We start from the raw sequence: 12,956 nt of genomic DNA on the forward strand, positions 1-12,956 counted from the left end.
ACACCTTAATATGGCCAAATGAAATAGGCGCATAAGGCCCAAACAGAAATCATCCCGCCTCGTAATAGCCTTTTCCATAGGCCCCGTAATAGGCCCCGTATTTACCCCCGTAGCCATAGCGATGCATTCCCTTGGGGTCAATCTGGGCCAAGGCGATTCCGGTCACCCGCACGTTGACCGACTCGAATTCGCGCAGCGCCGCGACCACCTGGGCACGCTGGGTCTTGTCCCAAGCGACCGAAAACAGAATCGCGTCAACATGCTGGCCGATGACGCGCGCATCCGGCACCACCAGAACCGGCGGGGTGTCGATGATGACGAAATCATAGGCCTCGCGCGCCCGTGTGACAAAACGGGCGAAGCGATCCGATGAGAACAGGTCAGCCGCGTTCGCGCTCGATTTCTCGCCCATGAGCACATCCGCGCCCAGCCGGTCATCGTGAAACACGACCTCGTGCAGTGGCACCTCGCCCGACAGCGCCGTGAGGATCCCGCCCTTGGGCACGTCCGAGAAATATTGCGCAAGCGTGCGCCGCCGGATATCGCCCTCGATCAGCAACACCTTCTTGCCCAGGCCCGACAGGTTCTGCGCGAGTGCCACGGCCTGCGTCGTCTTGCCCTCGCCGGGCAGCGAGGAGGTGGACATGATGACCTTGGGCGGGTTGTCGATATCCGACAGCAAGAGCGAGGTGCGCAGGTTGCGAATCGCCTCCGCCGGGGCCGAGGTCGGCTTGTCGCGCAGATAGCTGATCAGGTCGGTGCGCGCCTTGAACGGCATGCGCGGGACCTGGCCGAGCACCGGCAGCCCGGTCGCCGCCTCGATCTCTTCGGCGCTGCGGAACGTGTTGTGCAGGAATTGGCGAATCAGCACGACGACCGCACCGGCTATGAGACCCAGAACAAACGACAGCGCCAGGATAAGCGCGGTTTTCGGGGCGACCTTCTGGCCAATAATCGCATCCGACAGAACCCGGCTGTCGGCCTGCTGCAAGCCGCGCTGGATCGTGGTTTCTTTAAGTCGTGTCAGGAAAGTCTCGTAGAGCGTGCGCGTCGCCTCGACCTCGCGGGCCATTTGCTCGATGCGCACAAGATCGGCGGATTGCCGGTCGATCCGATCCTGAAGAGACAGATAGGATTCGGCCAATGCGTTCGCTTGCCCGCGCAGCCGCTCATACGCCTCCCCGGCAGTCGCCACCAACGTGTCGAGCTGCTGCTCGAACAATGCCGCAGCACCGCTATCGCCGCTCTGGATGGCCGAGAGCAACCGCCGCAACGCCGGATTTCCTGTCTCTTCGACAATGGCCGCGCGATCACCGGCTGCGCGCAATGCACGTAGCCGTTCGGCCTGGTCACTCGCGGTATCCGCGCGCGTGCGCATCTCGGCCAGCCGTTCGCGCAGGTCCTTGGCCTGCACGTTGAGCCCTTCCAGCGCTTCGGGGCTGATAAGATCGGTCTCGGCCCGTGCCTGCTTGAGCGTATCCTCGCGTTCGCGCAGGTCCGTTTCAAGCACTGCCACCCGCGTCGAAAGCCAGTCTACCGCCTGTTCGGTCGCCTCGAACTTCACGGCGATCTGCTCTGCGATATAGGTTTGCGCAAGGGTGTTCACGATCTCCGCCGATTTTTGCGCATCACCGGTCGTGGCGCTGATGGTAAACACGTAGGTCTCACGTTGGATCGAGGCCGAAAGCGCGGTCAGCAGCGTATCTACCGTCTTGTCACGCGGCGATTTCTGGATTTTCGGCCCGGTTTCGACACCACCACTTACAAGCCCCTTGACCGCCTTCACGGCTCCCGACAAGCGGGACGGCTCGCGCAGCTCGGGGTTGAATTCAGGATCACCGGTCAGGCCCATCTCATCCACCAGCCTGCCCAGCACGCGGCGTGACAGCATGATCTCGATCTCGGTATTGAGCGCTGCCGTTTCGGTGGACACCCCGGACATCACACTCGCGATATCGACAACCTGGTTGGTCCGCACCTCAACCGTGAGCTTGGCGGTGGAGCGATATTGCGGATCGGCAATGCCAAAAGCGTAATAGCCACCAACAAACACCGCCGCGACTGCCGCCAACGCAATCAACCACTTGCCGCGCCACAGGGCGCGGAACAGCTCCATCAGGTCGATCTCATCATCGTCCGCCTGAGCAGGCAAAACCCGTGTGGCACCCCGGCTGCCCGCGATAGGTGTCGAATCTTTCATGGAATACTCGTATCAGTAATTTGCAACTGAGGGCTGACTACCGCTTTCGTGGGGCAATGACAAAACATTTCGGGCCCGATGCCTGTCGTGCAAGCGCCGTTATGCTGGTCCGGTCCCAAGGAAATCAACACCCTCGGCGGAAATCGCGGCCGCGCTCAGGCGACCGGTGGCATAGGCCCCGGTATCAAGGGCGATTCGCCCCGAGAGGGCATGTGGCGCATCCACGATGGTATGCCCGTGGATCACCCATTGCCCGTCTGCCCGCGGCCTGCGCCGGAATGCGTGATGCCCCCAGAGCAGCGCCTCGTCGGCCTGTTCTTCCATCGGCAGATCGGGATCGGCACCGGCATGGACCACCCAGACATTGCCACCATGCCACGAGAGCGGCCGCGCGCGCAGCCAGTCGATCATCGCGGGGCCCATTTTCTCGGCCAGCCGGTCGCGCAGATCGCCGAGCGCCGATGCGTCCCCCGCCGTGCCAAGTGGCGGCGCGAGGCCAAAGCTTTCCAGCGTCTGCAGCCCGCCATTACGCAACCAGCGCGGCCCCGCTTGCGCCGGAGCATCGAGAAAATCCAGCAACATCCGCTCGTGATTGCCCATCAGGCATGTGACCGGTGGCGTGCCCTCGGGCGAGACCGACATCAAAAGCTCCAGCACCTCGCGGCTCCGGTCGCCTCGGTCAATATAATCGCCCACGAACACCACCGGCCAGCCTGGGCAGCGCGCTGCAATCAGGCGATCCATTTCCAGCAACAGATCGGCGCGCCCGTGAATATCCCCCACGGCAACAAAAGGCCGATCCGGGGCCACAGGCGCGTTTGGCCACGGCCCTTGCGGGGCGGGTATCGGCTTTGCCCAGTTCAGCACACGGCGCATCACGTCTTTCATGACCGTCATATTTATCATTCGCGGCAAAGGTTCAAGCTGGCCCGCCCGCTCAACCCGCACAGCGCGCCCCGGATTGGCGACATCATCTCGACCCCGCTGAAACCTGCCCTCCCGGCCCCCCGCCTCGGCGACGGGCGCATGAATTCCGTGAAATACCGTCTCGCCCTTGCCCCGATCCCAGATCGCAACAAACAAAAACGAACGCCGCTTTTCCTGCGCGCCATACTTGACGCCAACCGGCTTTGCGCTTAATCACCGGCAATGGAATTCGAGGCGCTGCCTGTGGCGGTGCCTTTTGATGTTTAGACGGGGCGTCGATGCCCTCACCCAAAGACGAGGATGATCCCATGTCGCGCCGCTGCGAACTGACCGGAAAAGGCCCGATGACCGGCAACAATTCGAGCCACGCCAACAACAAGACCCGGCGTCGCTACCTGCCGAATCTCAACGATGTGACGCTGCAATCGGAGGCGCTGAACCGTGGCATCAAGCTGCGCATCTCGGCACACGCGCTGCGCAGCGTCGATCATCGTGGCGGGCTTGATGCCTTTCTCGCCAAGGCCAAGGATGAAGAGCTTTCGGCCTCGGCGCTGAAGGTCAAGAAAGAGATCGCCCGCGCACAGGCCGCCACCGTCTGAACACGGGCTGCATCGCGATATTTCCGGCCCCGTCGCGCCTGCGACGGGGCTGTTTCCTTTTGTCGCTTGTCGCGCGCGGGCCGGGGGGCCTATACCGTTGGGCGATGACGGTCTTGCGCGGCATAACCACCCTCGGGCTCTGCCTGTTCCTGGCGCTCACCAGCGTCACCCTCGCGGTTGCGCGCGGCGCGCCCCGGCCGGTTGCGCTGCTGGTGATCTGCTCGGGCGAGGGGCTGACCCATGTCGCGCTCGATGCCCGTGGCCAGCCGGTGACCCCGCAACATGCCTGCCCCGATTGCCTGCTTGCGTTTCACGCCAGCGTGCCGCGCGATCCGCTGCCCGCGCGGCACGCAACGCTCACGTGCGCGCGCACGCCCTTTGCCCATGCCCGCCACACCACCGATCCCGTGCGCCCGGCAATGCTGGCACGCGCGCCGCCGCGCCTGGCCTGACACCGCGTTTTTTTCCGAAATTCACACCAGAGAGGAGCGACTGAATGTCCCTCAAATCCACCGCTTTCACGGCGCTTGCCGCCGTTGCCCTCACCCTCGCCGCCCCCGCGATGGCGCAGGAAATCCATGTGCTCGATCCCTATGCCCGCAGCGCCAGCCCGATGGCCAAGACCGGCGCGGCCTTCATGCTGATCGAGAATATCGGCGATGCCGATGACCGGCTGATCGGCGTCAGCAGCCCCGCCGCCAAGATGGTGCAGCTTCATACCCACCGCGAGGAAGGCGGCGTGATGAAGATGGTCCATGTCGAGGAGGGCTTTGCCGTGCCCGCAGGCGAGACGATCTTCCTTCAGCGCGGCGGCGATCACGTCATGATGATGGGCCTGACCGAGCCGTTCGAGCAGGGCAAGACGATCCCGCTCACCCTCGTGTTCGAAACATCGGGCGAGATCGAGATCGAGGTGCCGGTAGACCTCGCGCGCAAGGCCGAGCACGGGCACAAGCACGGCCAGAGCAACTGACGCCTGCCTACATCACCGATCGAGGCGCGGCCCCGCCGCGTCTCGGCCATAGACTATCCGACCTGATGAGACCTGCGCGCGGGGGCTTGCCGCGCGGCCCTGACCCGCGCGCGCTTTCGGAAACTCCGAAACCCGGTTTCACGGGCCGCAAAAACCCCCTCACATCCCCGGCAAATCGCTTGCCCAAGGCGGCACCGCCCCCCATTCCAGAGGGGAAGGAGACCCGCATCATGCCGCTCATATATCTCAAGACCGCCCCCGGAGAGCCCGCGCAAACCCCGGCCGATATCGCCGACACGGTGCAGGTGATGCTTGCGCGGCTGCGCATGGGCGGTGCGCAAGTGGCGCTTGAATACGCCCGCGATCTGGATGGCTGGCAGGGGCCGGTGGTGCTCATAGGGGACCAGATCGCGGCGGCCTCGGCCCGCGTGGCCCCGACGCTCAAACACGATATCGCCTGGGCGCATGACAACATCTCGCGCTTTGCCAAGGCCCAGCGCGCCACCGCACAGGATATGGAGATCGAGCTGCGCCCCGGCCTGATCGCGGGGCAGAGACAGATCCCCGTGCAGGCGGCGGGCTGTTACGTGCCCGGCGGGCGCTACAGCCATATCGCCTCGGCGCTGATGACCATCGCCACGGCGCGCGAAGCCGGGGTGGCCGATATCACGGCCTGTTCGCCGCCCTCTGGGCCGGGCGGCATTCCCGATGCGCTCATCCACACGATGCGCCTCGCCGGGGCCACACGCATCCTGTGCCTTGGCGGGGTGCAGGGGGTGGCGGCGATGGCCTTTGGCCTTTTCGGCGCGCCGCGCGCCGATATCCTTGTCGGCCCCGGCAATGCCTATGTCGCCGAGGCCAAGCGCCAGCTTTTCGGCCCCGTGGGCATCGACATGGTCGCAGGCCCCACTGACAGCCTGATCCTCGCCGATGACACGGCCTGTCCCGAGACCGTCGCCGCCGATCTGGTGGGCCAGGCCGAGCATGGGGCCAATTCGCCCGTGTGGCTCGCCACCACCTCGCGCGCTCTGGCCGAGGCGGTGATCGCCCGCGTGCCCGAACTCATCGCCACCCTGCCCGAACCCAATCGCACCGCCGCGCACACTGCGTGGCACGATCTGGCCGAAGTGGTGCTTTGTGACAGTCGCGAAGAGATGGCCGCCCATGCCGATACCCGCGCACCCGAACACCTGCATGTGCAGGCGCGCGATCTCGACTGGTGGCTGGGGCGGCTCAGCGCCTATGGCTCGCTCTTTCTCGGAGAGGCCACCACCGTGGCCTTCGGTGACAAGGCGGCGGGGCCGAACCATGTCTTGCCCACCTCGGGGGCGGCGCGCTACACAGGGGGGCTTTCGGTGCATAAGTTCCTGAAAACCGTCACCTGGCAACGCGTCACGCCGCAGGCGCGCGACCACCTCGCCGGGGTGACCGCCCGGCTCAGCCGCGCCGAGGGAATGGAGGGGCACGCCCGAAGCGCCGATATCCGGCTTGGCACGGGGAGCCACGCCCTCACCTCGACAGGATAGAACACGACCATGAGAACCGTTGGAATTCTGGGCGGGATGGGGCCGGAGGCCACAATCCTGCTGATGCAAAAGGTGATGGCGGCGGTGCCCGCGCGCGACGATGCCGATCACGTGCCGCTTCTGGTGCATCAGAACCCGCAGGTGCCCAGCCGCATCAAGGCGCTGATCGAGGGCGGCGGCGAAGATCCCGCCCCCACCCTCGCGCGCATGGCCCGCGATCTCGAGGCCGCAGGCGCGCAGGCGCTCGCCATGCCCTGCAACACCGCGCATTATTATGCCCCGGCGATCCGCGAGGCGACCGGCCTGCCGTTTCTCGACATGCTCGCGCTGACCGCCACGCATCTGGCCGGGACGGGCGCGCGACGGGTAGGGATGCTCGCCTCGCCCGCGACGCGGCTGGCGGATGTCTTTGCCGCGCCCTTTGCCGCGCGCGGGCTGGTGCCGGTGTTCCTCGATGACGATACCGCGCTCTTGTCGATCATCCGCGCGATCAAGGCAGGCGATCCACCCGCCACGCTGACCGGCCCCTTGCGCAGGCAAGCCGACGCGCTGCGCGCGCAAGGGGCCGATCACCTGCTGGTGGCCTGCACCGAACTGTCACTGATGACCGATGCCCTGCCCGACGACCTGCCGTGCAGCGACAGCCTCGATTGCCTGACCGGCGCGATCGTGGAGTTTGCGAGGGGATAGCGGGCGGGTGGCCTGTTGCTGTCATCCGCTTTCTGCCCCGCGCGGAATCAAGGCGCGCTTGCGCGCCGCCGCGCGAGCGCCCGTCCGCCCCGTCGCACCGAAGGTGCGCCGATTATGGTCGGCACGCCTTCGGCGTGACGGGCGGGCGCTTTTGCAACGGTGCAATCTTTACAATCGTTGAAGTATTTGGCCGCCATAAAGTGCCACTCTAATACGTTTCTGCGCCCACCCGGCGGACGGGCACCCGCGCGGCTCCCTCAACGCCTCTCCCAATCGAGGCACCCTCTGCCCTCAGTTGATCAGCCCCGCGTGGCGCAAGCCGTCCTCGACCAGCGCCTTGACCGGATCGCTCAGCCCCACCAGCGGCAGGCGCACCTCCTCGCTGCACAGGCCCAGCCGAGACATGGCGTATTTCACCCCCACCAGTCCCGGCTCGACAAAGATCGCGCGGTGCAGCGGCATGAGCCGGTCCTGAAGATCGAGCGCGGTGGCGTAATCGCCCGCGAGCGTCGCCTCCTGCACCTGCGCCACCAGTTTCGGCGCGACATTGGCGGTGACCGAAATCACCCCCCGCCCGCCTTGGGCGTTGAAGCCATGCGCGGTGGCATCCTCACCGGAAATCTGGAGGAAATCCTTGCCGCAGGCGATGCGCTGCGTGCAGACGCGCGCGAGATCGCCGGTGGCATCCTTCACCCCGATGATGCGCGGCAGTTGCGCCAGCTTGCCCATCGTCTCGGGCGTCATGTCCACGACCGAGCGGCCGGGGATGTTGTAGATGATGATCGGCAACTCGCAGCAATCGTGCAGCGCGGTAAAATGCGCAATCAGGCCCGCTTGCGTCGGCTTGTTGTAATAGGGCGTCACCACGAGGGCGGCATCCGCGCCCACATCGGCGGCATGGCGCATGAAGCGAATCGCCTCCAGCGTGTTGTTGCTGCCCGCCCCTGCGATCACCGGGATACGGCCAGCGGCGGCGCGCACCACTTCGGCGATCACGCGCTCATGCTCGATATGGGTCAGCGTCGGGCTCTCGCCGGTGGTGCCCACCGGCACAAGGCCATGACTGCCCTCGCCGATATGCCATTCCACGAGTTTGCCGAGCGTGTCCCAATCCACTTCGCCGTTCCGGAACGGCGTGACGAGGGCCGGGAATGATCCTTTGAACATGACGCGCTCCTTCGTGATCGCGGGGTGGGCGGAGGCAACAGCCGCTCTTGCACTCTTGAGTGGACCGCGATGGCCGCGCCGCCTAGGCTGGCCCCGTCTATCCTGATTCAGCGCGCAAAAGGCAAGAGATGTTAAGATTTCTGGCAACGGTTTTGATCTCTGCGTTGCCGCTTTCCGCGCTGGCGCAGACGGATGTGGCGCGCCTCGCCCCGCGCCCGCTCGCCAGCGCGCTCAACGCCATGCAGGACGGCCGCTGGGAGGTGGCCGCCCGCCTCGCGGCGCGCGATGGCCCGGCGGCGGCGGACCTCATCGAATGGCACCGGCTGCGCGCGGGGCTGGGCACGCCCGCCGACATCCTCGGCTTTCTTGCGAAGAACGGCCATTGGCCCGGCCTCGACCACTTGCGCGCGCAAAGCGAGGTGGCGATGGCCCATGGCACATTCGATCAGATGCTCGCCTTCTACGATGGCTACATCCCGCAAACCGGCACCGGCGCGCTGTCTGCGGCGCGTGCGCGGCTGGCGCGCGGGCGGCAGGGCGAGGCCGAGGCCGGGATCGTCATGGCCTGGCGCACGCTCGACCTCACAGCGGCAGAACATGCCGATGTCCTGCGCGAGTTTGCCACGCTGATGGCCCCGCATCACGAGGCGCGGCTCGACATGGCGCTGTGGCGCGGGCTGGATGACGTGGCCGTGATGCTGCCACTGGTGGGCGATGCCGCGCGCAGCCGCGCCGAGACCTGGGCGCGCGTCGCAACCGGCACCATCGACGGGCTGAGCGAGACAGAAGCCCGCGACCCCGGCATCGCCTTCGCGCTCTTCTCCCACCATCTCGACCGTTCCGCCGAGGATGCCATCGCCGTGCTTTTGCGCCAGAGCCGCATCCGGGGCGGGCTGGGCGTGCCCGAGCGCTGGGCCGGATGGCGCCGCGCGCTGGCCCGTCAGGCCATGCGCGACGGCAACGCCGCGCGCGCCTACGAGATCGCATCGCTGCATCAGCTTGCCGCAGGAACCAATTACGCCGATCTCGAATGGCTCGCAGGCTACATCGCGCTCACCCATCTCGACGCGCCCGATCTGGCGCTGGATCATTTTCAGCGCTTTCGCGCCGCCGTCTCGACGCCCATTTCGCTGGGCCGCGCGGGCTATTGGCTGGGCCGCGCCCTCGACGCGGGCGGCGATCCCGAGGGCGCGCGCGACGCCTATGCCCTGGGTGCCGACCACCCGACGAGCTTTTACGGCCTGCTCGCCGCCGAGGCGATCGGGCGCGACATCACCGCGCAAATCACCGCCGCCGATACCGCCGATACCGCCGCCCCGTGGCGCGCGGCGGATTTCGCCCGAACCGACCTGCACGAGATCACCACGCTTGCCCTGCGCATGGGCGATACCGGGCTGGCGCGCCGCTTCCTGCTGCACCTCTCGGAGACACAAGACCGCGAGGGCCTTGAGCAGATGGGCGCGATGCTTGCCGAACTGGGCACGCCCTATCTGCAAGTGATGCTCGGCAAGGCGGCGGCAGAGCGCGGGCTGACCATCCCCGGCCCCTATTACCCGCTGCACCCGATGACGGGCATGGACCTGCCCGCGCCGATGCACTGGGTGCTCGCCATCGCCCGGCGCGAGAGCGAATTCAACCCCGATGTCATGAGCGGCGCGGGCGCAACCGGGCTGATGCAGCTCATGCCCGCCACCGCCCGCGAGATGGCCCGCGATCAGGGGCTTGCCTATGACGCGGCCCGGTTGGTGAGCGATTGGCGCTACAATGCCCGCCTCGGTGCCGCCTATCTCGCGGGGCTGCTTTCACGCTACGACGGCAACCCGCTGCTGGTGGCGGCGGCCTACAATGCCGGTCCGGGTCGGCTGGCCGGGTGGCTCGAAAGCTACGGCGATCCGCGCCTCATGACCCCCGAGGCGGTCCTCGACTGGATCGAGCACCTGCCCTTTCGCGAGACGCAAAACTACGTGATGCGCGTGGCCGAGAGCCTGCCGATCTATCGCGCGCGCCTTGGCCAAGAGGCCCTGCCAGGCCCCTTTTCCGCCGAAATCAAGGGCGATAGCGGCGGGAGCATGACAGACTGACCGCCCCCCCGGTCAAGCCTGCCACCTCACGGCGAGAGCCAGCGCACCGTGCCCATGGCCCCGGTGTCATAGCCGCCCAGCGCGGCGGCCTTGGCGGCGATCACCTCCGAGCGCATGAACCCGGCAAGGCTCTGCACCGGCGCGGTAAACCAGGCGCGGCGATCCACCAGAAGATCGAACCGCTCACGCACAAGCGGACGAAACACCAGCCGGAATTGCCGCGCCATCGCCTCGATCCCGAGCGTCGCCTCGGCCTCGCCCGCCGCCACCGCCGCCGCCGCCTCGCTCTCGGTATGGGCGGGCGCCGCCGGGGTCGAGAGATCCGCCGCCACCAGCCCCGCCTCCTCCATCAGCCGCTGAAACAGCGCCGTGGTGCCCGCCCCCTCCTGCCGCAGGATCACCCGCCGCCCGCGCAGATCGGCGAAATCGCGCACCATGTCGGCGACCGAAGGCGCAAGGATCAGCCCGCGCACCCGCGTGGCCCAGCCGATGAGCACCGCATCGCGCAGCCCCCGCGCCTCCAGCGCGTCGATATTCCACGCGCCCGCCTCGCCGGGGATATGCAGCCCCGCCATCGCCGCCTCGCCCCGGCAAAACGCGTCAAGCCCGCCGGTGCTGCCGTTCCACAAGGTTGCCAGCGCCGATCCGCTCTCGCGCAGCGCCCAGTCGAGCAGCGGATCATGCGAGCCGGTCACGACGCCCGGCCGCACGGGCGCACGCAGCGCGCCCTCGCCCTCGATCCACGCAGTGATCTCGGACTGCGGAAACAGCAGCTTGCCGGTCACCTTGCGATGCGGAATCTCGCCCGCCGCCACCATGTCATAGACCTTGCGCTCGCGCACGCGCAGCAGATCTGCGACTTCCTTGGTGGTGAGGTAACTCGGGTCCATCGGCTCTTCATCATCGCGGGGGCACTCCCCCGGTCCTAGCCGATCCACGCCGGGAAATCAGCACCAAAGCGCGATCAGAGCCGGTTCACCGGCAGTTTGAGCATCGGGTTGCCATCCGCGTCCTTCGGCACCGCGCCCGCCCGCATGTTGACCTGCAACGAGGGCAGGATCAGGCGGGGCATCGCCAGCGTCGCATCGCGCGCGGTGCGAAAGCGCACGAACTCCTCGCGCGTCTTGCCGCCGCCGACATGGATATTCCCGGCCTTTTCCGCCGCTACCGTGGTCTCCCACGCGATATCACGGCCACCCGGCCCGTAATCGTGACACATGAAAAGCCGCATCGCGTCGGGCAGGGCCAGCACCTTCTGAATGCTGTCATACAATTCCCCCGCATCGCCGCCCGGAAAATCGGCCCGCGCCGAGCCGCCATCGGGCATGAACAGCGTATCGCCGACAAAAGCCGCGTCGCCCATCACATGCACCATGCAGGCGGGGGTATGGCCGGGCGTGTGCATGGCAAAACACGCCATCCCGCCCACGTTATAGGTATCGCCATCGTGAAACAGGCAGTCAAACTGGCTGCCGTCGCGCTGAAACTCGGTGCCCTCGTTGAAGATCTTGCCGAACACGTCCTGCACGGCCATAATTTGCGCGCCGATGCCGATCTTGCCGCCAAGGCGGTCCTGGATATAGGGGGCGGCAGACAGGTGATCGGCGTGCACATGGGTCTCGATGATCCATTCGAGCGCCAGCCCCTCGCGCTCTATATGGGCAATCATCGCGTCGGCATGGGCGTGGCTGATCCGCCCCGCCGCCATGTCGATATCCATCACCGAATCGATCACCGCGCAGGCGGTCGAACCGGGATCGCGCACCACATAGCTGATGGTGTTGGTGCCCTCGTCGAAAAACGCCTCGACCTGCGGCCTCACCGCCATGTTGACGGGATAGCCGGTCATGCCAATGCCCCCTTTCCGGTCGGCCTGTCGCGGATCATGCGCGCAGCCCACAGCCCCGCCAGCAGCGCCGCGACGAAAAGCGCGACCTCCCACTTGCCGGAGCCGAGCGCCGGCACCGCCGCGCCGGGGCAGAACCCCGCGATGCCCCAGCCGATCCCGAACACCGCCGAGCCGCCAACCAACCGCGCGTCGATATCGCGCGCCGTCGGGAGCTGGAACCTCGCCTCGATCAGCGGCGCTTCCCGGCGCAGCACAAGGCGATAGCCGATGAAGGTGGTGAGCAGCGCGCCGCCCATGACAAAGGCAAGGCTCGGGTCCCAAGCCCCCGCGACATCAAAGAAATTCAAAACCTTGGCGGGGTTTATCATGCCCGAGACGGCAATCCCCAAACCAAAGATCAACCCGACGATGAATCCAGACAAAAGCCGCATTCCTCAGCCCCCCAAAACATGACGGATGACATAGACGGTGATCCCGCAGGCGATCATGAAGGTGACCGTCGCCACCGCCGATCGCGGCGACAGCCGCGCATTGCCGCACACCCCGTGCCCCGAGGTGCAGCCCGCGCCGAATGTCACCCCGATCCCCACGACAAAGCCGCCGATCACGATCATCGGCCAGCTGACCGGCACATCGACAGCGGGCATTTGCCCGGTGACGGCCAGCACCACCAGCGGTCCCGCAATCATGCCCGCGACCATCGCCGCGCGCCATCCCCTGTCGCCGGGGGCGGTGCCCGCGATCAGCCCCGAAAGAATACCCGTGGCCCCCATGATCCGGCCCTGCGCCAGCATCAAAAGCACCGCCGACAGCCCGATCAGCACCCCGCCGGCCAGCGATTGCAGCGGGGTAAACGCCGTCTCCAGTCCCGTCATGTCCGTTTCCCGTGTCCGCGATATATTCGCGAATGAGTATATGTATTCCACCACGATTTTGACAGGGCA

13 protein-coding genes are annotated in these 12,956 nt (G+C 66.6%); 6 read left to right on the plus strand and 7 right to left on the minus strand.

Annotation, left to right across the window (positions count from 1 at the left end; genetic code table 11):
* Nucleotides 1–49 precede the first annotated feature (49 nt).
* Nucleotides 50–2,200 carry a GumC family protein gene (locus ABIE58_RS10020; protein ID WP_354544570.1) on the minus strand — a complete coding sequence of 717 codons (2,151 nt, stop codon included), beginning with the start codon at nucleotides 2,198–2,200 and terminating at the stop codon, nucleotides 50–52.
* 99 nt (nucleotides 2,201–2,299) lie between these two features.
* Entirely contained in the window at nucleotides 2,300–3,097 is a 798-nt protein-coding gene (locus ABIE58_RS10025; RefSeq protein ID WP_354544571.1) for a metallophosphoesterase, read from the minus strand.
* Between the two features lie 338 nt (nucleotides 3,098–3,435).
* Between ABIE58_RS10025 and rpmB the strand changes: the two genes are divergently transcribed.
* The 5 genes from rpmB (at nucleotide 3,436) to cuyB (ending at nucleotide 6,915) form a co-directional block, all read left to right on the plus strand.
* On the plus strand, nucleotides 3,436–3,726 hold the full coding sequence (gene rpmB / locus ABIE58_RS10030; protein WP_354544662.1) for a 50S ribosomal protein L28: 291 nt from the start codon (nucleotides 3,436–3,438) through the stop codon (nucleotides 3,724–3,726).
* Between the two features lie 104 nt (nucleotides 3,727–3,830).
* Nucleotides 3,831–4,178, plus strand: a complete 348-nt coding sequence (locus tag ABIE58_RS10035; protein WP_354544572.1) for a hypothetical protein — start codon at nucleotides 3,831–3,833, stop codon at nucleotides 4,176–4,178.
* A gap of 44 nt (nucleotides 4,179–4,222) precedes the next feature.
* Nucleotides 4,223–4,699, plus strand: a complete 477-nt coding sequence (locus tag ABIE58_RS10040) for a copper chaperone PCu(A)C (protein ID WP_354544573.1) — start codon at nucleotides 4,223–4,225, stop codon at nucleotides 4,697–4,699.
* A gap of 230 nt (nucleotides 4,700–4,929) precedes the next feature.
* A complete protein-coding gene (hisD, locus tag ABIE58_RS10045; protein ID WP_354544574.1) occupies nucleotides 4,930–6,225 on the plus strand; it encodes a histidinol dehydrogenase in 1,296 nt (431 codons plus the stop codon).
* A gap of 9 nt (nucleotides 6,226–6,234) precedes the next feature.
* Entirely contained in the window at nucleotides 6,235–6,915 is a 681-nt protein-coding gene (gene cuyB, locus ABIE58_RS10050) for a cysteate racemase (protein WP_354544575.1), read from the plus strand.
* Between the two features lie 291 nt (nucleotides 6,916–7,206).
* On the opposite strand, the gene dapA is transcribed toward cuyB, so the two are convergent.
* Complete coding sequence (gene dapA / locus ABIE58_RS10055; RefSeq protein ID WP_354544576.1) at nucleotides 7,207–8,082, minus strand: 4-hydroxy-tetrahydrodipicolinate synthase; 876 nt, start codon at nucleotides 8,080–8,082, stop codon at nucleotides 7,207–7,209.
* 128 nt (nucleotides 8,083–8,210) lie between these two features.
* On the opposite strand from dapA, the gene ABIE58_RS10060 reads away from it, so the two are divergent.
* Nucleotides 8,211–10,163 (plus strand): lytic transglycosylase domain-containing protein, encoded by a 1,953-nt coding sequence (locus tag ABIE58_RS10060; protein ID WP_354544577.1) that lies wholly within the window; start codon nucleotides 8,211–8,213, stop codon nucleotides 10,161–10,163.
* A gap of 26 nt (nucleotides 10,164–10,189) precedes the next feature.
* Here the strand turns inward: ABIE58_RS10060 and ABIE58_RS10065 are convergent, their stop codons facing one another.
* From ABIE58_RS10065 to ABIE58_RS10080, 4 genes are all read right to left on the minus strand, one after another.
* Nucleotides 10,190–11,053 (minus strand): substrate-binding domain-containing protein, encoded by an 864-nt coding sequence (locus tag ABIE58_RS10065; RefSeq protein WP_354544578.1) that lies wholly within the window; start codon nucleotides 11,051–11,053, stop codon nucleotides 10,190–10,192.
* 74 nt (nucleotides 11,054–11,127) lie between these two features.
* Nucleotides 11,128–12,012: an MBL fold metallo-hydrolase gene (locus tag ABIE58_RS10070; RefSeq protein ID WP_354544579.1), complete on the minus strand. Its 885-nt coding sequence runs from the start codon at nucleotides 12,010–12,012 to the stop codon at nucleotides 11,128–11,130.
* Complete coding sequence (locus tag ABIE58_RS10075; protein WP_354544580.1) at nucleotides 12,009–12,443, minus strand: DUF6691 family protein; 435 nt, start codon at nucleotides 12,441–12,443, stop codon at nucleotides 12,009–12,011. Before ABIE58_RS10075 ends, ABIE58_RS10070 begins: the two co-directional genes overlap by 4 nt.
* 3 nt (nucleotides 12,444–12,446) lie before the next feature.
* Complete coding sequence (locus tag ABIE58_RS10080) at nucleotides 12,447–12,911, minus strand: YeeE/YedE family protein (RefSeq protein ID WP_354544663.1); 465 nt, start codon at nucleotides 12,909–12,911, stop codon at nucleotides 12,447–12,449.
* Nucleotides 12,912–12,956: the final 45 nt, after the last annotated feature.

It is taken from the genome of Roseovarius sp. MBR-78 (assembly GCF_040547535.1).
In the GTDB taxonomy this organism is placed as follows: Bacteria; Pseudomonadota; Alphaproteobacteria; order Rhodobacterales; family Rhodobacteraceae; genus Roseovarius.